This is a genomic window from Curtobacterium sp. MCLR17_045 (assembly GCF_003234405.1).
Classification (GTDB): Bacteria; Actinomycetota; Actinomycetes; order Actinomycetales; family Microbacteriaceae; genus Curtobacterium; species Curtobacterium flaccumfaciens.
In genome coordinates, this window is record NZ_QKTB01000002.1 from 223,327 (window position 1) to 245,863 (window position 22,537).

A 22,537-nucleotide genomic window follows, 5' to 3' on the forward strand; every position below is an offset into this window, starting at 1 on the left:
CGGCGCAAGTCGAGAACGGTGAACACTCAGGGAACGGGGTACACACATGGCCACCAGCACCGTCGAGCCGGACGTCCGAGCACACATCGTCGAGGTCGCGGACCAGCTGTTCTACACGCGCGGGATCCAGTCCGTGGGGATGGACGAGATCCGCACGGGCGCCGGGGTCTCCCTCAAGAAGCTGTACGCGGCGTTCCCCGGCAAGGAGCAGCTCATCGCCGCGGTGCTCGCCGGCCGCCACGACATGTGGGAGCAGGGTGTGCACGGCGCGGTCGAGGCTGCGGCCAGCCCGCGCGACAAGCTCCTGGCGGTCTACGACTTCCTGGAGTCGTGGTTCGGCGACGACACGTTCCGCGGCTGCGGGTTCATCAACGCGTTCGGCGAGCTCGGTGCGACCTCGCCCGCGGTCGCCGAGATCGCGCGTGAGCACAAGGACTCGTTCCAGCAGTTCGTGCAGCGGCTCACCGCCGAGGTCGTCGCCGATCCCGAGCACGCCGAGGAACTCGCCGCACAGCTCGCGCTGCTCGCCGAGGGCGCGCAGACCACCGCGGCCATCGCTGGCACCACGGCACCGGCCGCGCACGCGCGCCGTGCCGCGGTGACCCTGATCGACGCCGCGATGCGCTGACACGCGATGCGGGGCGGACGGGAGGCCCGTGGCGGCGCCGCCACGGGCCTCCCGTCCGTCTGTGGGTCGCGCCGGGCGCGGGTGCGCCTGCCGGGCCGATCCGGGCGTACCTGGTCGTTCCGGGCGTACCGGGTACGTTCTTTCGACCAGGGACGCCCGATCCCGCTTCCCAGTCCGGGTGTCATGGGAAGGAACGGGCTCCAGCACCCGTGCATAGGGTGGGCAGATGGCAACCCCGTTCGACGTCCCGAGCACCCTCCCCTACGCCCTGCCGCCCTTCGGCGACGTGCGACTCGAGCACTACCGACCGGCGTTCGAAGCCGGCATGGCCGAGCAACGCGCCGAGGTCGAGGCCATCGCCACCGACCCGCACGCCCCGACGGTCGAGAACACCCTGGTCGCACTCGAGCGATCCGGGCAGCTGCTGACCCGCGTCAGCCACGTGTTCTTCACGCTGTCGTCGGCCGACTCAACCTCGGAGCTGCACGACCTCGAGGCCGAGGTCTCCCCGCTCCTCGCCGCCCACCGTGACGCGATCACGCTCGACTCCCGCCTGTACGCCCGCGTGCAGGAGGTGCTCGACGGTGCCGAAGCCGCCGGGCTGACCGGTGAGGCGCTGCGCCTGGTCGAGCGGACCCACGCCGAGATGACCCTGGCGGGCGCGGGCCTCGACGACGCGGGCAAGGAGCGTCTGACCGCGATCAACCAGGAGCTCTCGACCCTCACGACGACCTTCGAGCGGAACCTGCTCGAGGACACCAACCACTCCGCCGTGCACGTGACGAGCGAGGACGAGCTCGAGGGGCTCGACGACGGGGCGAAGTCCGCCGCGGCCGCCGCTGCCGCCGACCGGGGCCTGGACGGCTGGCTCATCACGCTGCCGCTCTACACCGGACACCCGTGGCTGTCCTCGCTGGCGAACCGCGACCTGCGTGAGCGGATCATGCGCGCCTCGCTCGCCCGCGGTCGTCGCGGCAACGAGTACGACAACCGCGAGGTGCTGCTCCGCATCGTCCGGCTGCGGGCCGAGCGCGCCGAGCTGCTCGGGTTCCCGAACCACGCCGCCGTGGTGACCGCCGACGAAACGGCGAAGACCCCCGAGGCCGTCGACGGGCTGCTGTCCTCGCTCGTCGGCGCCGCGGCACGGAACGCCGACGACGAGCGCGCGGTCCGGTCGCGCACGGTCGGGTTCGACATCGAGTCGTGGGACTGGGCGTACGCCACCGAGATCCTGCGCGGCGAGCAGTTCGCCGCGGACAGCACCGCGCTCCGCCCGTACTTCGAGGCCGACCGGGTCCTGCACGACGGGGTCTTCCACGCCGCCGGTGTCCTGTACGGCCTGACCTTCACCGAGCGCCCGGACCTGCACGGCTACAACGACGAGGTCCGGGTCTTCGAGGTCACCGGCGACGACGGCGAGCCCGTGGGGCTGTACCTGCTCGACCTCTACACGCGTGACGGCAAGCGCGGCGGCGCGTGGATGAACCCGGTCGTCGAGCAGTCCGAGCTGCTCGGCACCCTGCCCGTCGTGGTCAACAACCTCAACGTCGCGAAGCCGTCCGCCGGCTCCCCCACCCTGCTCATCCAGGACGAGGTCGAGACGCTCTTCCACGAGTTCGGCCACGCCCTGCACGGCCTCATCGCCCGCACCACCTACCCGCGGTTCTCCGGCACGAACGTCGAGCGGGACTTCGTCGAGTTCCCGAGCCAGGTGAACGAGATGTGGCTGTCGTGGCCGTCCGTGCTGGCGAACTACGCGAAGCACCACGAGACCGGAGCACCCCTGCCGCCCGAGCTCGTCCTGGGGCTCAGCGAGTCCGAGGGGTTCAACGAGGGCTTCGGCACGACCGAGTACCTCGCCGCAGCACTGCTCGACCAGGCGTGGCACCGGCTGTCGGCGGCCGACGCCGCAGCGGTGACGTCCGTCGAGGACTTCGAGCGGGACGCCCTGGCCGCCGCCGGCATCGCGGTCGAGGCCGTGCCGCCGCGCTACTCGTCGACGTACTTCGCGCACACGTTCTCGGGCGGGTACGACGCCGGGTACTACGGGTACATCTGGTCCGAAGTGCTCGACGCCGACACGGTGGAGTGGTTCCGCGACAACGGCGGGCTGGACCGTGAGGCCGGTCGACGCTTCGCGGAACGCCTGCTCGGGGTCGGCGGGGCGAAGGACCCGCTCGAGGCGTACCGGGACTTCCGCGGCCGCGACGCCGAGGTCGGCCCGCTGCTGCGGCGCCGCGGGCTCGAGTAGGCGCGCCGGCGCACATCACCGCGCGCCCGCGCACCGCACCACGAAACGGACACAGCACCACGGATTCCCGTGGTGCTGTGTCCGTTCGCTGGTTCCGGAGGGCTACGCCGACTTCTCGACGCGCTTGGCCCGGGGACGCGGCACGATCGTGGGCGCCGCGTTCTCGAGCACGGACTCGCGGGTGATCACCACGCGGGCGACGTCGTCGTCGGACGGGACGTCGAACATCACCGGGCCGAGGACCTCTTCGAGGATCGCCCGGAGCCCGCGGGCACCCGTCTGGCGCAGCACCGCGAGGTCCGCGATGGCCTCGAGCGCACCCTGGTCGAACTCGAGCTCGACGCCGTCGATCTGGAACATCCGCTGGTACTGCTTGACCAGCGCGTTCTTCGGCTCGGTCAGGATCTGCATGAGCGCCGCCTGGTCGAGCTGCGACACCGTGGTGACGACGGGCAAACGACCGATGAACTCGGGGATCAGACCGAACTTGTGCAGGTCTTCCGGCAGCACCTCGGAGTACAGGTCCTGGTGGTCGGTCGCACTGTGGAGGGGTGCCCCGAAGCCGATCCCGCGCTTGCCGACGCGCGAGGACACGATGTCCTCGAGCCCGGCGAACGCACCCGCCACGATGAACAGCACGTTCGTCGTGTCGATCTGGATGAACTCCTGGTGCGGGTGCTTGCGGCCGCCCTGCGGCGGGACCGAGGCGACCGTGCCCTCGAGGATCTTGAGCAGCGCCTGCTGCACGCCTTCACCGGAGACGTCGCGGGTGATCGACGGGTTCTCGGCCTTGCGGGCGATCTTGTCGACCTCGTCGATGTAGATGATGCCGGTCTCGGCACGCTTCACGTCGTAGTCGGCGGCCTGGATGAGCTTGAGGAGGATGTTCTCGACGTCCTCGCCGACGTAGCCGGCCTCGGTCAGGGCGGTGGCGTCCGCGACGGCGAACGGGACGTTGAGGCGCTTGGCCAGGGTCTGCGCCAGGTACGTCTTGCCGCAGCCGGTCGGGCCGATGAGCAGGATGTTCGACTTGGCGATCTCGATGTCGTCGCGGTCTTCGGCGGCGGTGATCTGCCCCTGCGCCCGGATGCGCTTGTAGTGGTTGTAGACGGCCACGGCGAGGGCGCGCTTCGCCGGGTCCTGCCCGATGACGTACTCCTGCAGGAAGTCGAAGATCTCCCGCGGCTTGGGCAGTTCGAAGTCCCCGCTCGAGGTGTCCTCGCCGGCTTCGGCCAGGCGTTCCTCGATGATCTCGTTGCAGAGTTCGACGCACTCGTCGCAGATGTAGACGCCCGGTCCGGCGATGAGCTGCTGGACCTGCTTCTGGCTCTTGCCGCAGAACGAGCACTTGAGGAGATCGCCGCTCTCTCCGATGCGTGCCATTCCCGTGCCTCCCTGATTGGACATGCCGGCCGCGCTGTCGCACCACCGCTGGTGCACCGCTGCTGGTGGGCACCTCGTCGTGGACACGAGCCTAACCGCAACCGGTGACACCGACCGCGATGCCCCTCCGGAATCCGCCCGCGCGTTCGCCCAGGGCGTGCGAGCCTGCTACGGTGATCCGGACTTCTCTACATCTTGTAGAACAGCAGGTGCAGAACCACCCCGGAAGGAACCCCATGCAGAAGCGTCTCGCCGCCGGCGGCGCCGTCACCCTCGGTGTCGCAGCCGTCATCGTCCTCGGCAGCGCCACGGCGGCCAGCGCGCACGTGTCCGCCACGGCCACGTCGACCGCAGCGAACTCGTACACCACGGCGACCTTCTCGGTCCCGCACGGCTGCGACGGCTCCCCCACGACGAAGATCCAGTTCCAGGTGCCGGAGTCCGTCATCGAGGTCACGCCCACCGTGAACCCGAACTGGACGATCACGAAGGCGACCGAGCCCTACACCGACCCGTCGGCCTCGGCATCCGACGAGGACCACGCCGAGACGGCCGCCGAGCGCGTCACCAGCGTCACGTACACCGCGAAGACCCCCCTGCCCGCCGACGAGCGCGACACCTTCGCGCTCTCGTTCTCGCTGCCGGACGGCAAGGCCGGCGACCTGGTCGAGTTCCCCGCGATCCAGACCTGCGAGAAGGGCAGCGTCGAGTGGAACCAGGAGCAGAAGGCCGGCGAAGCCGAGCCCGAGCACCCGGCACCCTCGATCACGCTGACCGCCGCCGAGGCGACGGACGACGACGGTGACCCGATCGCCGCGACCCCGACGGCCGAGGCCGCCGGCTCGACCGCCTCGAGCGACCCCGACCTGGTCGGCCGCTTCCTCGGCCTCGGCGGCCTGGTGCTCGGCGCCGTCGCCCTTGTCGTCGCCGTCGCCGGCACGCGTCGTCGGAGCTCCGCCAAGTGACGCAGCGCGGCTCGCGTCGGTCCCGGCCTCGGTCCTCTGCCTGGAGGCTCGTGGCCGGGACCGCCGCGGCCGTCGCGATCGCCGGTGGTGCGATCCTCGGGCTCGCGGGTCCGGCCAGCGCGCACAACTACCTGATCTCGTCCGACCCGGAGGTCGGCGGCACCCTGACCGAGCTGCCGAAGACGTTCGACATCACGACGAACGACAAGCTGCTCGACATCGGCGACTCGGGGTCCGGGTTCGCGTTCCGCATCGTCGGCCCGGACGGCAAGTACTACGAGGACGGCTGCGTCGACGTCGAGGGGCCGTCGATGACCACGGCCGCCGCACTCGGCGGCTCCGGCAAGTACACCGTCGAGTGGCAGATCGTCTCCGCCGACGGGCACACCGTGTCCGACGAGTACCCCTTCACGTGGAAGGCGCCGTCGGGCTTCACCCCGGCCTCGGGTGCGGCGAAGCCCCCGACCTGCGCCACCGCCGGTGACGACGACGCCGGCTCGGACACCACCACCGGCACCGCCTCGGGATCGAGCGACTCGGCGGCGTCCGACGCGATCTGGATCGGCGCCGGTGGCGTCGTACTGGTCGGGGTGGTCGTCGCGGTGCTGCTGCTCCTGCGCCGCAGGCCGGCCCCGGAGTCCGACGACACCGAGGACTGACCACCGCGCAACGACGAAGGCCCCGCACCGATCGGTGCGGGGCCTTCGTCGTTCCTGCTGGTGCTACTTGACGAGCGCCGGCAGGTTCTTGCGGCTGGTGAGGACCTGGTCGATCAGGCCGTACTCCACGGCTTCCTGCGCGGACATGATCTTGTCGCGCTCGATGTCGTGGTTGATCTCCTCCGGCGTCTTGTTGGAGTGCTTCGACAGCGTCTCCTCGAGCCAGGTGCGCATGCGGAGGATCTCCGCCGCCTGGATCTCGATGTCGGACGCCTGACCGCCACCCTGCTGGGTCGCGGGCTGGTGGATCAGCACACGGGCGTTCGGCAGCGCGAGACGCTTGCCGGGGGTGCCACCGGCGAGGAGCACCGACGCGGCCGAGGCAGCCTGACCGAGGCAGACCGTCTGGATCTGCGGACGGATGTACTGCATCGTGTCGTAGATCGCCGTCATCGCGGTGAACGAGCCACCGGGCGAGTTGATGTACATCACGATGTCGCGGTCGGGGTCCATCGACTCGAGCACGAGCAGCTGGGCCATGACGTCGTCAGCCGACGCGTCGTCGACCTGCACGCCGAGGAACACGATGCGGTCCTCGAACAGCTTGGCGTACGGGTCCTGGCGCTTGTAGCCGTAGGCCGTGCGCTCTTCGAAGCTCGGCAGGATGTACCGATTGGACGGAGCCGGGACGTTCTGCGCGCCACCGAGCATGGGGAGATGCATTCTCGTTTCCTTTTCTTCGGTGGTGATCAGGACTGGGCGTCGGGCTCGGCTGCGCTGGTGGGCGCCTCGCCGTCGCCGACGGTGCCACCACCGCCGATGACCTCGGCACTCGAGGCGCGGAGGTGGTCGACGAAGCCGTACTCGAGCGCTTCCTGCGCCGTGAACCAGTTGTCGCGGTCGTTGTCCTTGAGGACCTGCTCGACCGACTTGCCGGTCTGCTCGGCCGTGAGCTCCGCCATGCGCTGCTTCATGTCGAGGATGACCTTGGCCTGCGTCTGGATGTCGGCAGCGGTGCCGCCGAAGCCACCGGACGGCTGGTGGAGCAGCACGCGCGCGTTCGGCGTGATGTAGCGCTTGCCGGGCGTGCCGGAGGACAGCAGGAACTGTCCCATCGACGCGGCGAGGCCGATGCCCACGGTGACGATGTCGTTCGGGACGAACTGCATCGTGTCGTAGATCGCCATGCCGGCGGTGATCGAACCACCGGGCGAGTTGATGTAGAGGTAGATGTCCTTCTCAGGGTCCTCGGCGGCGAGCAGCAGCAGCTTGGCTGCGATCTCGTTCGAGTTGTCGTCGCGGACCTCGGAGCCGAGCCACACGATCCGGTCTCTCAGAAGGCGGTCAAAAACACTGGGGTTCAGTGTTGCTTCGGCCATGGAAAAGCTCCCGTTCAGTTGTCGCTTGTTGTCGAACTTATCGGGTGCAACGCACCAGTTCTCGTCTGTTCGCCGACAGCAATGCGGTGGTGCGGAAATACGGACGGGAGGCGCGGTGCCAGCTGGCACCGCGCCTCCCGTCTGTCGTACTGGTGGCGTCGAGATCGTTACTCGGCGTCCCCTGCCGGCTCCTGCGCGACGCCCGCCGTGAAGGCGGACAGGTCGACGGCGTCGCCGTTGGTGTCCTTGACGGTCACCTTGGACAGGACGGTCGCGACCGCCTTCGAACGAGCGACCTCGCCGACCATGCCGGGGATCTGGCCGTTCTGGTCGATGACCTTGATGAACTCGGCCGGCTCCATGCCGTACTGCGCGGCGGCCTGGATGAGGTACTGGGTCAGTTCCTCCTGCGAGACCTGGATCTCTTCCTTCTCGGCGATCGCGTCGAGGAGGATCTGCGAGCGGAAGGCGGTCTCGCTGGACCCGGAGACCTCCTTGCGGTGCTCCTCGTCCTCGAGGCGGTTCTCCTGCTCGAGGTGACGGTGCACCTCGTCGGCGATGAGCTGCTCCGAGATCGGGATGTTGACGTCCTCGGTGAGCTTCTCGACGAGCTTGTCGCGAGCCGCGGCGCCCTGACCGAAGGTCTTGGACTTCGCGATCTGCTCCTTCAGGTCGGCCTTGAGCTCGTCGATGGTGTCGAACTGGCTGGCGATCTGGGCGAACTCGTCGTCGGCCTCGGGGAGCTCGCGCTCCTTGACGGCGGTGACGGTGACGGCGATCTGAGCGGTCTCGCCCTCGCGGTCGCCACCGACGAGCTTCGACTCGAAGGTCGTCGACTCACCGGCGGTCAGGGACTCGAGCGCCTCGTCGATGCCCTCGAGCAGGTCGCCGGAGCCGATCTCGTAGGAGACGCCGGTGGCCGAGTCGACCTCGTCGTCGCCGATGCTGGCGGTGAGGTCGATCTGCGCGAAGTCGCCGGTCTTCGCCGGACGGTCGACCGTCACGAGCGTGCCGAAGCGGGTGCGGAGGTTCTGCAGCTCCTCTTCGATCTCGTCGTCCGACACCTCGACGGCGTCGACGGTGAGCTCGTACGAGGAGTAGTCCGGCAGGTCGAACTCGGGGCGGACGTCGACCTCGAAGGTGAGGACGAGGTCGCCGGTGAAGTCCGCGACGTTCGGCAGCTCGGCGACGTCGGCCTCGGCACGGCCGAGGATGCGCAGCTCCTGCTCTTCGACCGCCTGGCGGTAGAAGTTGTCGATGGCGTCACCGACGGCGTGGTTCAGGACCTCGCCGCGGCCGACGCGCTGGTCGACGATCGCCGGCGGGACCTTGCCCTTGCGGAAGCCGGGGATGTTGATCTGCTCGGCGATGTGCTTGTAGGCGTGGTCGATGCTCGGCTTGAGATCGTCCGGCGTCACGTTCACGGTGAGCTTGACGCGGGTGTCGCTCACCTTGTCGACGGTGCTGGTGGCCAAGGGATGTTCTCCTGTTGGTTGACGTTCGTGTGGTCGGTGGTGCTCGGAGGACCTGGTCGGGGCGACAGGATTTGAACCTGCGACCTCCCGCTCCCAAAGCGGGCGCTCTACCAAGCTGAGCTACGCCCCGTTGCTTCGTGCCAGGGATCAGCCGCGCACGCCGAGGGGCGCATGCGACCCCGGTGAGTCTAGCGGTCCGACGGCGCGCTGTTCCCGGGGGTTGCTCAGTCGTCCTCCGCGGCGCGTCGCAGACCCCGCCGCCACCGGATCCCGACGGCCACCTGGACCCCGAGGGCAGCCACCGCGAGCAACAGTCCGACGACGATCCGCCAGACGTGCAGCAGTGCGTGCGCGGGTTGCGACTGCGGGTCACCGAACAGGTCGGGACGCAGGGACAGCACCGCGGCGGCGAGGACCACCAGCACGTACGAGACCACCCGCGACCAGCGGATCGTGCGCTCGGCACCGCCGTCCGGCTTCGGGATGACGCGCGTCGGCATGTCGGTGCTCGTTCGTCCGCTACGATGGTCGGGCTGCGCCGGGTGCGCAGGCGCGGGGATGTAGCTCAATGGTAGAGCCCCAGTCTTCCAAACTGGCCACGCGGGTTCGATTCCCGTCATCCCCTCCACAACACGGGCGCTCCGCCGACAGCGATTCCCGTCATCCCCTCCACAACACGGGCGCTCCGCCGACAGCGATTCCCGACATCCCTCCACAACCTCACCTCTCGTGTCAGGGGTCGGCGAACTCGAGGGTGATCTCCGGGGAGTCGCCGAGTTCCACCCGGGCACGCTTCCGCTCCGCCGCCCGCAACGGCACGAGGTAGCCGCCGTCCTTCGGGAACAGCGACGTCGTCCACGTCACCGAGCCGATCGTCACGCGGGCCGGGATCACACCCCACCCGTAGGTGAGCACCGGCGCGAGGTCGGCGATGACCTCGGCGACGTCCGGTGGCACGACGGCGAAGAAGAACGGTGACGGGCCGCGCCACTCGATCACCTCGCCGCGGAACTCGAGCTCCATGCGGCGATCGTACGGCCGCGGCGTCGAGCGCGCCGGGTCGGTATTTCTTCTCGGTGGATGACGGTTCCGGTTCACGATCGCCGGGTTCTGCGAACCGGAACCGTCATTCGCGAGGAGGAACTGGTGCCTCCCCTTCCTCTCCCCCCGCCCAGCGGGACCCGGACGACGGACGCGCCCCGTGCCTCCAGGCCGGAGCCGGGCAGCACGGGGCGCGAGCCGCCGTCAGGACGCGAGCGTCAGCGGTACGACGCGGCCTGTCCGTAGAGCACCTTGGTGAAGGAGGAGACGTAAGCGGATTCGTCGCCTCCCGGCAGGTTGTACGTCATGAAGACGCCGTAGCCGTCGGCCTTCGTGCGCTGCGCGAGCGACACTGCCGTGGCCTGCGGGGTGTTCTGGATGTCGACCGCGGCGGCGGAGATCTTCGACTTCGGCAGGCCCGGGATCGTCGGCGCCGTGTAGGTGCCGTAGTACGGGTTCCAGGCGTAGTCGAGCTTCCCGCCGATCGACGGGTTCGCGGTCTTCAGGGCATCGGAGGACGGGCCGATGTCGTAGAACGAGATGATCTTGCGCGGCATGTCCGCACGCAGGGCACTGATGAGCCAGCCGATGGACTGCTGGTTCGGCTGCGGGGTGCCGTTCACGCCGTAGTCCGAGTACTCGTCGTCCAGGTCGACGCCGTCGAGTCCGTACTTCTTGACCGTCGCCGAGACCTGCGCCGCGAAGTCCCGCGCCGCGGCCTTCGTCGGGAAGTTAGCCAGTCCGGCGCCCTGGTGGTTGCCGAGCACCGAGAGCGTCACCTTGATGCCCTTGGCCTGCAGCGGGCGGATCTGCGTGGCCGCCTGGTCGAGGGTCCGCTGCACGTTCTCGTTGTTGTACAGGACCGCCTTGCCGTCCTCGTAGCTGATGTTCGCGGCGAAGATGATCGCCACGTCGAACGCGTTCGCGCCGTTCTCCAGCGTGTACCGCCCGACGTTGGCGAGCTCGTCGTTGTTCACCTCGACGTAGGCGATGCTCGTCGGCCCCGACTTGGTGGGCGCAGCGTGGTGCCCGTGTCCATGACCGTGCCCGTGCCCGCTGCCGTGGGACGCACCGTGTCCGTGCCCGTGACTGGACCCGGACGAGGAGGGCGCCGCGGACGCTGCGGCGGGCACCAGTGGTGCCGCGAGCATGGCGACCAGTGCGGTCGCGATGCTGAACTTCGTGGACTGCTTCATGTGGTTCCTCCTTGAGTGGGACGGGCGGTCGGTCAGTCGGTCAGTCGGTCGGTCAGTTGCGCGGGAACCGGAAGGTGCGGACCTCGTAGGCGTCGACGGCGAACGAGGACGCGGCCGCGTCGGACGACGGCACGGCGTCACCGAGCGGTTCTTCGAGGAGGGTCACCTCGACGGCAGCGCCGAAGGTCGCCGCGTCGGCCGAGACCGCGATGCCCCCGGTCCCCCGCTGCCCGGACGGCTCGTAGACGCGCACGACCAGGTCACCCGACCGGTCGTCGGCGAGCTTGACGCTCGACAGCACGACGTCGCCGGACACCTGCACCAGCGGCTCGAAGCCGTGCGCGCCCGTGATGGTCCGCGCGCCCGCGTTCATCCGCACGCCGGCCGACGTGGCTCCGAGCTGGTCGGTGCCGATGACGATGCCGTACCGGTGCGTCTGCACGCCCTGGTCGGTCTCGGGGTCCGGGAACCGCGGTGCCCGCAGCAGCGACAGCCGCACGGTCGTGGTGACGTGCCCGTCGACGGCGTCGCGCGTGGTGTCGAAGCCGTGGATCGAGTCGTTCACGAGGGCGACGCCGAAGCCCGGCTCGGACACCAGCACGTAGCGGTGCATCGAGGTCTCGAACTTCGCGGCCTCCCACGAGGTGTTCGTGTGCGTCACCCGCTTCTGCGCGCCGAACTGCGTCTCGGCGACGGTGTGCTCGGCACGGACGTCGAGCGGGAAGGCCACCTTGAGGAACTTCTCGGTCTCGTGCCAGTCGGTCACCTGGTCGAACTCCAGGGTGCGGGACCCCGGCGCCAGGACGATCTCCTGCGTCACCGTCGAGTCACCGAACGCCCGGGACACGACGACCCGTGCGGCCCCGGTGTCGTCGACCGACGCGGTCAGCCCGGTGGTCGACACGAGGTCCTCGACGCGGTTGCGGTAGTACCGGTCGACGTCCCACGCGTCCCACATGTTCGGGAAGTCCTGGTGCAGCTGCAGCAGGTTCGCCGCCTGCCCGGCCGCGATCGCCTCGCGCCCGCTCGCCAGGTCGACGGCGCTCGTCACGAGCCCCTGCGCGTCGACGACGACCCGCACCAGGTCGTTCGCCAGCACGTACCCGCCGTCCTGTTCGGTCAGGACCACGGCGGTCGCCGCCGCCACGTCGGTCGCCACGACAGCGCCCTGCGCGGGTGCGCCGGCCTGGAGGAACGGGGCCGGGTTCACGACGACGGCCGCGTTGCCGGTGCCGGCGAGCGCCGAGAGCGCCTGGTCGATGATCGCGGTCAGCGCCGCGGCCGTCTCGGTGTACCGCTCGACCGCTTCGCGGTGCACCCACGCGATCGAGGTGCCCGGCAGGATGTCGTGGAACTGCTGGAGCAGGACCTGCTGCCACAGGGCGTCGAGCTCGTCGTACGGGTAGGCGAAGTCGGTGCGGGCGGCGGCGGTCGCGGCCCAGAGCTCGGCCTCGACGAGCAGCTGCTCGCACCGGCGGTTGCCCTGCTTCGTGCCGTGCTGCGACGTGAGTGTGGCCCGGTGGAGCTCGAGGTACAGCTCCCCCACCCACACCGGCGGGTCGGTCAGTTCGGACTTCGCCCGGTCGAAGAACATGTCCGGGTGCTCCCAGCGGACCTTCGCGCTGCCCTCGAGGTCGGCCAACCGTGCGGCGGTGCCGGTCATCTCACGGGTGGTGCCACCGCCGCCGTCGCCCCAGCCGACCGGGGCGATCGAGCCGGTGGCGAGTCGGTTCTCGCGGAACTGGCGGGAGGCCTTCGCGACCTCGCTGCCGGACAACCGCGAGTTGTAGGTGTCCATCGACGGGAAGTGCGAGAACACCCGCGACCCGTCGATGCCCTCCCACAGGAACGTGTGGTGCGGGAACTTGTTGACCTGGTTCCACGAGATCTTCTGCGTGAAGAACCACTCGAAGCCCGCGCGGCGCATCAGCTGCGGCAGCGCCGGCGAGTACCCGAAGCTGTCCGGCAGCCAGACGCCCTTGGGCCGGATTCCGAACTCGCGCTCGAAGAACCGCTGGCCCTGCGAGAACTGCCGGACGATGCTCTCGCCGGTCGGCATCACGGTGTCGGACTCGACCCACATGCCGCCGATCGGCAGGAACCTGCCAGCCTCGACCGCGGCCTTGACGCGGGCGTAGACCTCGGGGCGGTGCTCCTTGATCCACGCGTACTGCTGCGCGCTCGACATGCCGTACAGGAAGTCGTCGGTCTGGTCGATGAGCTCGGTCATGGTCGACGTGGTGCGGGCGACCTTGCGGATGGTCTCGCGCACGGGCCAGAGCCAGGCGGAGTCGATGTGGGCGTGCCCGACGGCCGAGATCGTGTGCGCGGAGGCTTCGGCGGGAGCGGCCAGCACCTCGGCGAGCGCCGCACGGGCGTCCCCGGCGGTCTCCGGGATGTGCTGCAGGTCGAGGGCGTCGAGGGCGTCGTCGAGGGCCTGCAGGATCCGCATGCGCCGGGGTCCGGCGGGCAGCTCGGCCTGCAGTTCGAGCAGGACGTCGATGTCGAGGGCGAGTTCGTGCACCTCGGACTCGAAGACGGCGAGCTCCATCCGGCGGGTGGCGTAGAGGCGCTTCGAGGACGCGGTCTGCACGTCACCCTCCTGCGTCGGCAGGAAGGGGTGGTAGTCGAGCAGGACGGGGTTCGACGCGGCCTCGACGAACAGTTCGACGGTCTCGCCGCCCTCGGCCCGTTCGGTGACCAGGACCCACTGGTTGCGCGGGTTGATCGACTTCACGGGGGTGCCGTCGGCCAGGTAGACGAGTCCCTCGCACTGGAACCCGGGCATGTTCTTGTCGAAGCCGAGGTCGATCACGGCCTCCACCCGGCGTCCGGCCCACCCGGTCGGCACGGTCCCGGTCAACCGGAACCACGTCGTGCCCCAGGCCGCGCCCCACGGGGTGCCGACCTCGTAGGGCTCGAACGTGAGCGCGAGCCCCTCGGTCGGCGGGACCGGCTCCCCCGGCAGCTCGTGCCACGCGGCCTCGAGGGCCGTCGTGGTCGCGTGCACCGCGGGGGTGATCCGCTCGTCGAGCACCCGTCGGGCGCGTCCGGTGGTGAGGGGGATGTCGTCGTGCATGGGGCCTTCCGGGGTCAGGGCGTGGTCGCCGGGTGGGCGACGCGGACGGTGGTGGTGTCGAGGTCGGACGGCACGTCGACGCAGCGGTCGATGCCGCGGGCGGCCAGCAGCGCGGTGTCCGACAGCCGGGAGCGCAGGACGACCTGGGGGCCGCGGCCGTCCGGTGCGGCCTCGGCCAGGGCGAGCCAGGCGGCGGCGAACCGACCGCCGGGGGCACAGTCGGCGCGGGTGCCGTGCCGGTCGGTGCCGTCGGACAGCACGTCGTCGAGGACGAGCGCGGTGGTCGGCGGTGCGGCACGGGCGTCGCGGGTGTGCTCGGCGCGGGCGAGGGCGGCGAAGGCCTCGCCGGCGGGCTTCAGCCGTCCGTCGTTCGTGAGCAGTCCGAGGTCGTACTCGAGCTCCGGGAAGTCAGCGAGCGACCGGGCGACGTCGTGGGAGCACCACCACGTCACCCCGAGCACCTGCTGCGCGTCGAGGACGTGCCGGATGGTCTGCTCGGTGAACGCGGCGGCGTCGGCGGGGTCGACGACGTTGGTGGGGGCGCCGACCTCCTGCAGCCAGTTCGGGCGGGCGGCGTCGCGGTTCCAGGCCGCGGCGAGCTGGAGCAGGTACTCCCCGTGCCGCACCGACCCGGCTCCGAGGGCGCCGTGCAGGGCCGCCGAGCCGTTGAACACCCACGAGTGCGTGACCGTGGCGTCACCGTGGTCCGCCGCGTGCTCGGGGCCGAAGGGCTGGGCGTCGTCGTACCAGGCCGCGTCGTACTGCGCGACGGTGACCAGTGGCCCGGGGCGCGACCCGGTGGCGGGCGGGACCGTGGAGGCGGGGTCGAGCCGCGCCTCCCGGCCGACCGCCACGGACGACGCGACCGACGCCGACGACCCGTCCGACAGCCCCGCCCGCGCCGCCGCGACCATCGCCGCCGCCCACGCGTGCCCCTGCTCCGCCGTGATCGTGTGCGGTGCGGGGTGCGGCGCGTGTGCGAACTGGTTGACCTCGTTGCCGATGGTGATGCCGAGCAGGTTGGGCTTGTCGGCGACCGCTCCGGCGAGCGCCCGGACGTATGCGGCGGTCGACGCGACCACGTCCGGGTCGGTGAACATGTTGCGGCGGTGCCAGCTGTCCAGCCAGGACGGCACGAAGTCGAAGCTCGACAGGTGCCCCTGCAGCGCGTCCACGTTGACGTCGAGTCCGAACGAGCCGGCGAGGTCGACGACCGTCGCGACGTCGTCGAGGGCCTGCTGCCGGATGAGCGTCCGGTTCGGCTGGACGACCGGCCAGAGCGGGAAGATCCGCACGTGGTCGGCGCCGATCGACGCGATGGCCTCGAGGTCCCTGGCGGTGTCCGACCGCGAGAAGTCGAGCCACGAGTGGAACCAGCCGACCGAGGGCGTGTAGTTGACCCCGAACCGCATCAGCCCTTCACACCGCCCTCTTCGACGCCCTTGAAGAAGAAGCGCTGCAGGACGGCGAAGATCACGGCGATCGGGATGAAGGCGATCATGGTGCCGGCCGCGATCATCCGCTGGTCGGTGGCGAACGTGCCCTGCAGGTACTGCAACCCGACGGTCAGGGTGAGGTTCTCGGGCGACTGCAGCACGATGAGCGGCCAGAGGAAGTCGTCCCACGCGCCGATGAACGAGAAGATCGCGATGACCGCGATGGTCCCCTGCACGGCGGGCAGCGAGATGTAGCGCAGGCGTTGCATCGCGTTCGCGCCGTCCATCACCGCGGCCTGGTCGATCTCCTCGGGGATCTGCCGGAACGCGTTGAACATGAGCAGGACGTTGAGCGCCGCGATCATGCCGGGCAGGGCGACGCCGACCAGGTTGTCGGCGAGGCCGAGGTCCTTCACGGTGACGAACTGCGAGATGATCGTCGCCTCGCCGGGCAGCACGAGGGTGCCGAGGAACAGGCCGAGCACGAGCTTCCGGTGCCGCCACTGCAGACGGGCGAGGGCGAAGCCGGCCAGGGTCGCGAACACGATGTTGCCGAGCACGTCGATCGCGGCGACGAGCAGCGAGTTGCCGATGTACCGCCACACCGGGATCGCGGCGGCGACCTTCAGGTAGTTCTCGATGGTCGGTTCGGACGGGATGAACGACGGGTTCGCCGTGTAGATGTCCTCACCGGCGCCCTTGAGTGACGTGGACAGCTGCCACAGGAACGGGCCGATCGTGATGAAGAGCACCACGATGAGCAGGACGTAGCGGACGACCTTCTCGCGGGTGGACATGACGCCCCAGACCGCGCGGCGCCGCTTGCGTCCGTCGCGTCCGCCCCGTCCGTTCTGCCTGGAGGCCCGTCCGGCGCCCGTCGCACCGGTCACGTCCGGCGTCGGGCTGGCTGCGCCCTGCGCGCCGCCGATGACGGGTTCGGTCGTGCTGGTCGTGTTCGTCACTTGTCCGCCTTGCTGTTCATCCGGGCGAGGGCGAGCATCGGCACGAGCGTCACGACGAAGAGCAGGAGGCTCAGGGCGGACGCGTAGCCGAGGTTGCCGGTGAAGCCGCGGGCGTACTGCTGGATGAGCATGACGAGCGAGTTGTCCTGCCCGCCGGGCCCCCCGGTGCCGTTGGTGAGGATGTAGAGCTCGCTGAACACCCGGAGCGCGGAGACGCACACCAGGATCCCGACGAGCGTCATGGTGCCGCGGACCCCGGGCATCGTGACCGACCAGAAGCGTCGAACCGCGCCGGCGCCGTCGAGCGCGGCGGCCTCGTGCAGGTCCTTGCCGACGTTCCCGAGGGCGGCCAGGAAGATGATCATGTAGTAGCCGAGCCCCTTCCACACCGTCAGGCTGATGGCGCTGAGGAGCAGCAGCCACCGGTCGGTCAGGAACGGGACGCTGCCCTGCACGACACCGAGGGCCTGCGCCATCTCGTTGATGACGCCGCGGTCGTCGAGGATCCACGTCCAGATGAGCCCGACGACCACCGCGGACGCGATGACCGGCGTGTAGAACGCGGTGCGGAAGAACGCGATCCCGGGCAGCTTCTGCTGCACGAGCACCGCGATGAGGAGCGGGAGGACCGTCAGCAGCGGCAGGCACACCGCCATGTAGATGACGCTGTTGAGCAGCGCCTCCCACACCTGCGGATCAGCGAGCAGTGTCTCGAAGTTCTGCACCCCGACCCACTGGCTCACGCCGCCGAGCGGGCTGGCGTTCGTGAACGACAACCGGACCGTGTTGATCGAGGGCCACAGGCTGAACGCGACGAGCCAGATCAGTGCCGGCAGGACGAGCAACCAGGGCGTGTACCAGCGGTTCGCACGCATCAGCCGTTGGCCAGCAGGCTGTTCATCTTGGTCTGGGCGGTCTCGAGCGCCTGCTTCGGCGCCACCTGGCCCTTCATCGCGAGGGCGATCTGCTGGTCGAGGAAGTCCGTCATCGCGGAGTTCGCCTCGACCGGGTTGATGACCTTCGCCGTCTTCAGGGCCTCGTTCGCCAGGACCCGGGCCTCGCCGTTCACGGTGCCGTCGTCCTTCGAGAAGTACGGGTCCGACTGTGACGACGTGGTGGACGGGAAGATGTTGACCTTGTGGGCGAACGCCTCCTGGTTCTCCGCGTTCGTCATGAACTTCGCGAAGGCCTCGGCGGTGGCGAGGTGCTTCGACTTGCTCGAGACCGACAGGCCCTGCACGTAGAGCGGCGGGGTGTCGAGTGCGGGGCTGACGGTGACCTTGCCCTTGAGCGACGGGTTGTTCTTCTCGAAGTCGGCGAGCGAGGTGGCACCACCGGTGGTCCAGGCGACCTTGGCCTGCGTGAACAGGGTGGAGTTGCCGAGGTAGTCGCTGTTCAGCACGTTGGAGGGCATGTAGCCGTCCTGGTACGCGTCCTTGTAGCGGTCGATCAGGTCGGCGGCCTTCGACGAGTCGGCGAAGGTGAACTTCGTGCCGTCGGCGTTGAGCACCTTGACGCCGGCGAGCGTGAAGTCGCCGAGGCCGGGCTTCCGGCTCATCAGGTAGTCGGTCGGGCAGTTGTCGTGCATGGTCTTCGCCTGCGTGAACAGCTCGTCGGTGGTCTTCGGCGGGTTCTTCGCGTCGAGGCCGCACTTGGCGAACATCGTCGAGTTCCAGTAGTTCACGTCGGTGTTGAGGTACCAGGGGTACCCGAACGTGCCGTCGACGCCCTTGTACTCGTACGAGTCCAACGCGCCGGCGACGTACGTGCTGGCGAGCTTCGAGTCGTCCTTCGCGACGTCCTGCAGGAACCCGCGCTTCGCGAGCGGCAGGGCGATGTCCGGCGGCAGGTTGATCACGTCGGGCAGGCTGTTCGACGAGGCCTGGCTGAGCACCTTGTCGGCGTACCCGTCGCCGGGCTGGTCCTGCAGCTTGACCTTCGCGTCCGGGTGGGCCTGCTCGAAGTCCTTGATGACCCCGTTGAGGTACCCCGTGTAGGTCGGCGTGAGCGCCCAGGTCTGCAGGGTGATGGTGCCGCTGATCTCGCCGCCGCCGTTGTCGGCCGCGTTCCCGCCGCTCGAGCAGCCGGTCAGGACGAGCGCCGTGGCGGCGGCCGTCGCGAGCAGCGCGGTGGCGCGGCCCCTCGTCATGCGTGTGGTGGTCCTCATGGCGTCTGACTCCCTCGTCATAGCTGAACCGGTTCAGCAGCAGTCACCGAACCCGTGTGTGGCAGCCACTGTGAATGACTAAAGCGCTATAGTCAACCCCGTGGCCACCAAGCGTCGAACGACGATCGCCGACATCGCCGCGCGGGCCGGCGTGTCCATCAGCGCGGTGTCGTTCGCGTTGAACGACCGCCCCGGCGTCTCCGACGAGACCCGTCGCCGCGTGCGCGAGATCGCCCGCGAGCTCGACTGGCAGCCGCACACCGCGGCCCGGGCACTCGGCGGCGCGAAGGCCGGTTCCATCGGCTTCGTGCTGAACCGCCCGGCCCGGACCCTGGGCACGGAGTCGTTCTTCGGCGACCTGATCTCCGGCATCCAGCTCGGGCTCGCCGGCACCCACGTCGGCATGAACCTGCTCGTCGCGCGCGATGCCGAGGAAGAACTCGAGACCTACCGGGACTGGTGGCGCGGACACCGTGTCGACGGCGTGATCGTGATCGACCCTCGTCGCGACGACGCCCGGCTCGCCCTGCTCGCCGACCTCGGCCTGCCGACCGTCGTCGTCGGATCGCACCCCTCCCCCGACGGCGCCGCCCCCACGGTCTGGATCGACGACTCGGACGCCACCGACACCGTTCTGCGGTACCTGCACGCCCTCGGGCACCGACGCATCGCGCACGTCGCCGGGCGGCCCGAGTTCGAGCACACCGCCATGCGCATGGACCGGCTCCGGGCGTTCGCCGCCGACGAGGGGCTCGACGACACGGTCTCGGTGCCGACGGACTACTCGGCCGAGGCCGGCGCCAGCGCCACCCGCACCCTGCTGTCCCGGAGCGTCCGACCGACCGCGATCGTCTACGACAACGACGTGCTCGCCGTCGCCGGGCTGGGCGTGGCGAGCGAGATGGGCGTCGCGGTACCCGGCGACGTCTCGATCGTGTCCTTCGACGACTCGGCGATGATCCGGCTCGTCCGCCCGGCGATCACCTCCCTCACCCGTGACACCGTCGAGCTCGGACAGCGTGCGGCGACCCTGCTGCGCGCGCAGATCGACGCCACCGCCCCGCTCCCCTCACGCCCGGGCCCCTCGCTCACCCTGAGCGTCCGCGAGTCCACCGGCCGCGCCCCCGCCTGACCCGCTCCGGACGTCGGCGCCGACGACCCGCTCCCGCTCCCGCCGCCGCTGCCGCCGCTCCCCCTCCCGCAGCGCGGCGCGGCTGCCTGCAACTGGCGCACGCACCGCACTGCACCGACGCGGGACGACGTGGTCTTCTCCGCGCCGTGACGGTTCTGGTTCACGAAGCCCGAGGATCGTGAACCAGAACCGTCATCGACGCGGAGCGGAACCTCCTACCCCGCGGGCAACGGTCACCGGCGGTTCGTCGGGGGTCGGACCCGCTCGAGGGCTCGACGCATGGACGACGTCGTGCTGAAGCCGAAGCGGGTCGCGACGTCGGACGGGCGGTCGCCTCGGGTGAGTGCGCTTCGGACGGCGAGACTGCGGTACCAGCGGCCGAGCTGCGCGGGCGAGCATCCGGTCGCTGCGGCGCACCGGCGCTCGAGGGTGCGCTCCGACATCCGGACACCGACGAGGAGGGCCTGCAGAGACGACGGACCGGCCGGATCGAACAGGCGGTCGAGGATCCGCGCGAGACCGTTGTCGCCGAGCATCGGGGGCGGGTTGTCGCGGAGCACCGTCGTGACGACGAGTCGGGCGAGGGCCTGCTGCTGCGCGCCGTGCCACCTCCCGCCGTCGAGGTGCCCGACGTGGCGGAGCGCGAGGCCGACGTCGGGCGAGGGAGCCCCGGGCGGACCGGTGGTCGCGACGGGTGGGAGTGCGAGGACCTCGTCGGCGAGCGGGCCGAGCGTTGCGGCTCCGACGAGGACACCGGTCAGCGCGAAGAGTGCCTCGTGCGGGAACGCGTACGTCTCCGCGACGCGGGGCGGGCCGGAGCGCTCGGGGCTCGTGCTGATCGTGATCGTCGCGTGCCCTTCGACGAGGGCGGCGGTGCCGGCGTCGACGATCGCGATGTCCTCTCCGTGCCGGACCCACACGGAGCGGGACCGCGTCGCCACCCAGACGTGGGTGCCCGTCGGTTCGACGTCGAGCGTCCACGCCTCGTCGTCGGACCGGACCTCGGTGCCCGGCCCGACTTGGAGCCCCACCGCGTCGATCAGTGCTCGGAGCGCATCAGCCATCCGACGAGCGTGATCCACGGGCAGGACGCGCGGGCGTGGATCGGGCGACCTGTGGAAGAGGGGGGATAACCCCACCCGGGGTGGGGAGAGGGCAGGATGGGGGAACGGCTCCGCGATCGCGAGGCTGGATGCATGACCGACACCGACCGCCTCGACCAGGCGCGAACCGTCCCGCTGGACGACGTCACGCCTTCGCCCGACCAGGCCCAGACCGTCCCGCTGGGCGACTCCGTGCCCCCTGGAGCCACCAAGCCGATGCCCCAGTACCCGCGCCAGCACCACCAGGACCTCCAGGACGCCCCGCAGTCCCCGCCGGCGTCGTGGAGCGCCACCCCGCGGGTCGGGTCCGGCCCGGTCGGTGGTTCCGGTCGCGGGTCCGGTATGACCGCCGGGCAGTTCTACCGCGACGCGTGGAAGCGCCTGCCGCGGGACTTCGGCTACATGGCGCTCACCGCCGTGCTGCTCTGCACGCTGTACTTCGCGTTCCCGACGGCGATCTTCGGTGGCGGGTTCCGCGACCTCTTCAACCCCTTCGTCCTGCTCATGTTCTTCATCGCGCTGTTCGTGGCGCGGTGGCTCGGACAGTTCGAGAAGCTCCGCATGAGCTGGGCCGACCGACGCCCGATCCGCCCGGTGGACTGGACGCCCCGCTGGCAGCAGAACTGGTGGACCCGCACGGGGTCAGCCGTCGCCAACCCGCACTACTGGCTCTACCTGCTGCACGCCGCGGTCGTGTACCCGCTCGTCGCGGTCGTGACCGTCGGGGCCGGTGCACTGCTGCTCGTCGGCTTCGCCTGGCCGATCGTCGTGGGCGGACTGTACTTCGCGAACAACGTCCGGGTCGGCTACTTCACGGACAGCGTCGGGTTCGTGACCGGCGTCGGCGCCCTCGGGCTGCTGTCGATGGCCGCCTCGGTCGTGCTCTTCCCGCTCTGGGCCCGCGGGTCCGTCCTGGCACACTACTGGGTCGACTTCGGCCTGCTGGGCGGCTTCCGGGCCGAGCAGCTCGAGCAGCGCGTCGCCGGCCTGCAGGCCTCCCGCGCCGGTGCCGTCACCGCCGAGGGGCAGGCACTCCGCCAGATCGAGCGCGACCTGCACGACGGCCCGCAGCAGCGGCTGGTGCGACTCCGCATGGACCTGTCGGCCGCTGAGCGCGCCTTCGAGAAGGACCCCGAGAAGGCCAAGCAGCTCATCGGTGAGGCATCCGAGCACGCCCAGGACGCCCTCGACGAACTGCGCGCCCTGTCACGCGGCTTCGCCCCGCCGATCCTGCTCGACCGCGGACTCGTCGCGGCGCTCGAGGCACTGGTCGCCCGCACCCCGATCCCGGTGGGCCTGGACGTCCGGCTGCCCGAGGGCCTGGAGCTCGCCACGGAGATCCAGCGCAACGTGTACTTCACGGTGAGCGAGCTGCTGACGAACACCATGAAGCACGCCGGCGCCACCACCGCCGGGGTGTACCTCGGGTTGGTCGTCGACGCCTCAGGCCTCTGGTACCTGACGGTCAGCGTCACCGACGACGGCCGGGGCGGTGCCCGACCGCAGCAGGGCCACGGGATCGAGGGCCTGATCGGCCGCATGCGGGCCCTCGACGGCGACCTGGTCGTCTCGAGCCCCGAGGGCGGCCCGACCGAGGCGACCGCCCGGATCCCCCTCGGCGCCCTGAACGGCGTCCCGACGGCGGCGAACCAGCGGTCGTGACCCCACGGGGGCGCCCGCG

19 protein-coding genes and 2 tRNA genes are annotated in these 22,537 nt (G+C 70.1%); 7 read left to right on the forward strand and 14 right to left on the reverse strand.

What is annotated here, in order from left to right; genetic code table 11:
• The first annotated feature begins 46 nt into the window (after nucleotides 1–46).
• Nucleotides 47–628: a TetR/AcrR family transcriptional regulator gene (locus tag DEJ05_RS03215; RefSeq protein ID WP_027464700.1), complete on the forward strand. Its 582-nt coding sequence runs from the start codon at nucleotides 47–49 to the stop codon at nucleotides 626–628.
• Between the two features lie 226 nt (nucleotides 629–854).
• A complete protein-coding gene (locus tag DEJ05_RS03220) occupies nucleotides 855–2,879 on the forward strand; it encodes a M3 family metallopeptidase (protein ID WP_111109719.1) in 2,025 nt (674 codons plus the stop codon).
• Nucleotides 2,880–2,981: 102 nt separating this feature from the next.
• On the opposite strand, the gene clpX is transcribed toward DEJ05_RS03220, so the two are convergent.
• Nucleotides 2,982–4,262 (reverse strand): ATP-dependent Clp protease ATP-binding subunit ClpX, encoded by a 1,281-nt coding sequence (gene clpX, locus DEJ05_RS03225; protein WP_017886000.1) that lies wholly within the window; start codon nucleotides 4,260–4,262, stop codon nucleotides 2,982–2,984.
• A 236-nt stretch (nucleotides 4,263–4,498) separates the two neighbouring features.
• Here clpX and DEJ05_RS03230 point away from each other — a divergent pair, with 236 nt between their 5' ends.
• Together DEJ05_RS03230 and DEJ05_RS03235 are read left to right on the forward strand one after the other, a co-directional pair.
• Nucleotides 4,499–5,227 carry a YcnI family protein gene (locus tag DEJ05_RS03230; RefSeq protein ID WP_181433090.1) on the forward strand — a complete coding sequence of 243 codons (729 nt, stop codon included), beginning with the start codon at nucleotides 4,499–4,501 and terminating at the stop codon, nucleotides 5,225–5,227.
• Between the two features lie 50 nt (nucleotides 5,228–5,277).
• The gene (locus DEJ05_RS03235; protein ID WP_181440636.1) at nucleotides 5,278–5,886 is read left to right on the forward strand and encodes a copper resistance CopC family protein; all 609 of its coding nucleotides are present in this window, start codon (nucleotides 5,278–5,280) and stop codon (nucleotides 5,884–5,886) included.
• Between the two features lie 63 nt (nucleotides 5,887–5,949).
• Here DEJ05_RS03235 and DEJ05_RS03240 read toward each other — a convergent pair whose 3' ends face one another.
• The 5 genes from DEJ05_RS03240 to DEJ05_RS03260 all read right to left on the reverse strand — a co-directional run bounded on the left by DEJ05_RS03240 (nucleotide 5,950) and on the right by DEJ05_RS03260 (nucleotide 9,240).
• Nucleotides 5,950–6,609 (reverse strand): ATP-dependent Clp protease proteolytic subunit, encoded by a 660-nt coding sequence (locus tag DEJ05_RS03240; protein WP_027464696.1) that lies wholly within the window; start codon nucleotides 6,607–6,609, stop codon nucleotides 5,950–5,952.
• A gap of 26 nt (nucleotides 6,610–6,635) precedes the next feature.
• The gene (locus tag DEJ05_RS03245; RefSeq protein ID WP_111109721.1) at nucleotides 6,636–7,265 is read right to left on the reverse strand and encodes an ATP-dependent Clp protease proteolytic subunit; all 630 of its coding nucleotides are present in this window, start codon (nucleotides 7,263–7,265) and stop codon (nucleotides 6,636–6,638) included.
• A 167-nt stretch (nucleotides 7,266–7,432) separates the two neighbouring features.
• On the reverse strand, nucleotides 7,433–8,740 hold the full coding sequence (gene tig / locus DEJ05_RS03250) for a trigger factor (RefSeq protein ID WP_111109722.1): 1,308 nt from the start codon (nucleotides 8,738–8,740) through the stop codon (nucleotides 7,433–7,435).
• A 53-nt stretch (nucleotides 8,741–8,793) separates the two neighbouring features.
• A tRNA-Pro gene (locus tag DEJ05_RS03255) sits at nucleotides 8,794–8,870 on the reverse strand.
• A 94-nt stretch (nucleotides 8,871–8,964) separates the two neighbouring features.
• The gene (locus DEJ05_RS03260) at nucleotides 8,965–9,240 is read right to left on the reverse strand and encodes a hypothetical protein (protein WP_111109723.1); all 276 of its coding nucleotides are present in this window, start codon (nucleotides 9,238–9,240) and stop codon (nucleotides 8,965–8,967) included.
• Nucleotides 9,241–9,294: 54 nt separating this feature from the next.
• Between DEJ05_RS03260 and DEJ05_RS03265 the strand changes: the two genes are divergently transcribed.
• Nucleotides 9,295–9,368 (forward strand) — tRNA-Gly (locus DEJ05_RS03265).
• A 104-nt stretch (nucleotides 9,369–9,472) separates the two neighbouring features.
• On the opposite strand, the gene DEJ05_RS03270 is transcribed toward DEJ05_RS03265, so the two are convergent.
• The 7 genes from DEJ05_RS03270 to DEJ05_RS03300 form a co-directional block, all read right to left on the reverse strand.
• A complete protein-coding gene (locus tag DEJ05_RS03270) occupies nucleotides 9,473–9,763 on the reverse strand; it encodes a DUF1905 domain-containing protein (protein WP_111109724.1) in 291 nt (96 codons plus the stop codon).
• 236 nt (nucleotides 9,764–9,999) lie between these two features.
• On the reverse strand, nucleotides 10,000–10,977 hold the full coding sequence (locus DEJ05_RS03275) for an endo-beta-N-acetylglucosaminidase H (protein WP_111109725.1): 978 nt from the start codon (nucleotides 10,975–10,977) through the stop codon (nucleotides 10,000–10,002).
• Nucleotides 10,978–11,029: 52 nt separating this feature from the next.
• Nucleotides 11,030–14,056 carry a glycoside hydrolase family 38 C-terminal domain-containing protein gene (locus tag DEJ05_RS03280; protein WP_111109726.1) on the reverse strand — a complete coding sequence of 1,009 codons (3,027 nt, stop codon included), beginning with the start codon at nucleotides 14,054–14,056 and terminating at the stop codon, nucleotides 11,030–11,032.
• Nucleotides 14,057–14,070: 14 nt separating this feature from the next.
• Nucleotides 14,071–15,468, reverse strand: coding sequence for a cellulase family glycosylhydrolase (locus tag DEJ05_RS03285; RefSeq protein ID WP_111109727.1), 1,398 nt, complete (start codon nucleotides 15,466–15,468; stop codon nucleotides 14,071–14,073).
• Nucleotides 15,468–16,454 (reverse strand): carbohydrate ABC transporter permease, encoded by a 987-nt coding sequence (locus DEJ05_RS03290; protein ID WP_204166197.1) that lies wholly within the window; start codon nucleotides 16,452–16,454, stop codon nucleotides 15,468–15,470. The genes DEJ05_RS03285 and DEJ05_RS03290 overlap by 1 nt, the downstream gene beginning before the upstream one ends.
• Nucleotides 16,451–17,329 carry a carbohydrate ABC transporter permease gene (locus DEJ05_RS03295; RefSeq protein WP_027464687.1) on the reverse strand — a complete coding sequence of 293 codons (879 nt, stop codon included), beginning with the start codon at nucleotides 17,327–17,329 and terminating at the stop codon, nucleotides 16,451–16,453. Before DEJ05_RS03295 ends, DEJ05_RS03290 begins: the two co-directional genes overlap by 4 nt.
• Nucleotides 17,329–18,603 (reverse strand): sugar ABC transporter substrate-binding protein, encoded by a 1,275-nt coding sequence (locus tag DEJ05_RS03300; RefSeq protein ID WP_111109728.1) that lies wholly within the window; start codon nucleotides 18,601–18,603, stop codon nucleotides 17,329–17,331. Before DEJ05_RS03300 ends, DEJ05_RS03295 begins: the two co-directional genes overlap by 1 nt.
• A gap of 118 nt (nucleotides 18,604–18,721) precedes the next feature.
• Here DEJ05_RS03300 and DEJ05_RS03305 point away from each other — a divergent pair, with 118 nt between their 5' ends.
• Entirely contained in the window at nucleotides 18,722–19,753 is a 1,032-nt protein-coding gene (locus DEJ05_RS03305) for a LacI family DNA-binding transcriptional regulator (RefSeq protein WP_111109729.1), read from the forward strand.
• Nucleotides 19,754–19,986: 233 nt separating this feature from the next.
• Here DEJ05_RS03305 and DEJ05_RS03310 read toward each other — a convergent pair whose 3' ends face one another.
• On the reverse strand, nucleotides 19,987–20,817 hold the full coding sequence (locus DEJ05_RS03310) for a helix-turn-helix domain-containing protein (RefSeq protein WP_111109730.1): 831 nt from the start codon (nucleotides 20,815–20,817) through the stop codon (nucleotides 19,987–19,989).
• Nucleotides 20,818–20,949: 132 nt separating this feature from the next.
• Here DEJ05_RS03310 and DEJ05_RS03315 point away from each other — a divergent pair, with 132 nt between their 5' ends.
• Nucleotides 20,950–22,518: a sensor histidine kinase gene (locus tag DEJ05_RS03315; RefSeq protein ID WP_111109731.1), complete on the forward strand. Its 1,569-nt coding sequence runs from the start codon at nucleotides 20,950–20,952 to the stop codon at nucleotides 22,516–22,518.
• Nucleotides 22,519–22,537: the final 19 nt, after the last annotated feature.

Excerpts from the sequence above, each read along its gene's own strand:
- DEJ05_RS03215 (WP_027464700.1), top strand. The coding sequence starts at position 47 with ATGGCCACCAGCACCGTCGAGCCGGACGTCCGAGCACACATCGTCGAG.
- DEJ05_RS03220 (WP_111109719.1), top strand. The coding sequence starts at position 855 with ATGGCAACCCCGTTCGACGTCCCGAGCACCCTCCCCTACGCCCTGCCG.
- clpX (WP_017886000.1), bottom strand. The coding sequence starts at position 4,262 with ATGGCACGCATCGGAGAGAGCGGCGATCTCCTCAAGTGCTCGTTCTGC.
- DEJ05_RS03230 (WP_181433090.1), top strand. The coding sequence starts at position 4,499 with ATGCAGAAGCGTCTCGCCGCCGGCGGCGCCGTCACCCTCGGTGTCGCA.
- DEJ05_RS03240 (WP_027464696.1), bottom strand. The coding sequence starts at position 6,609 with ATGCATCTCCCCATGCTCGGTGGCGCGCAGAACGTCCCGGCTCCGTCC.
- DEJ05_RS03245 (WP_111109721.1), bottom strand. The coding sequence starts at position 7,265 with ATGGCCGAAGCAACACTGAACCCCAGTGTTTTTGACCGCCTTCTGAGA.
- DEJ05_RS03260 (WP_111109723.1), bottom strand. The coding sequence starts at position 9,240 with ATGCCGACGCGCGTCATCCCGAAGCCGGACGGCGGTGCCGAGCGCACG.
- DEJ05_RS03270 (WP_111109724.1), bottom strand. The coding sequence starts at position 9,763 with ATGGAGCTCGAGTTCCGCGGCGAGGTGATCGAGTGGCGCGGCCCGTCA.
- DEJ05_RS03275 (WP_111109725.1), bottom strand. The coding sequence starts at position 10,977 with ATGAAGCAGTCCACGAAGTTCAGCATCGCGACCGCACTGGTCGCCATG.
- DEJ05_RS03280 (WP_111109726.1), bottom strand. The coding sequence starts at position 14,056 with ATGCACGACGACATCCCCCTCACCACCGGACGCGCCCGACGGGTGCTC.
- DEJ05_RS03285 (WP_111109727.1), bottom strand. The coding sequence starts at position 15,468 with ATGCGGTTCGGGGTCAACTACACGCCCTCGGTCGGCTGGTTCCACTCG.
- DEJ05_RS03295 (WP_027464687.1), bottom strand. The coding sequence starts at position 17,329 with ATGCGTGCGAACCGCTGGTACACGCCCTGGTTGCTCGTCCTGCCGGCA.
- DEJ05_RS03300 (WP_111109728.1), bottom strand. The coding sequence starts at position 18,603 with ATGACGAGGGGCCGCGCCACCGCGCTGCTCGCGACGGCCGCCGCCACG.
- DEJ05_RS03310 (WP_111109730.1), bottom strand. The coding sequence starts at position 20,817 with ATGGCTGATGCGCTCCGAGCACTGATCGACGCGGTGGGGCTCCAAGTC.
- DEJ05_RS03315 (WP_111109731.1), top strand. The coding sequence starts at position 20,950 with ATGACCGACACCGACCGCCTCGACCAGGCGCGAACCGTCCCGCTGGAC.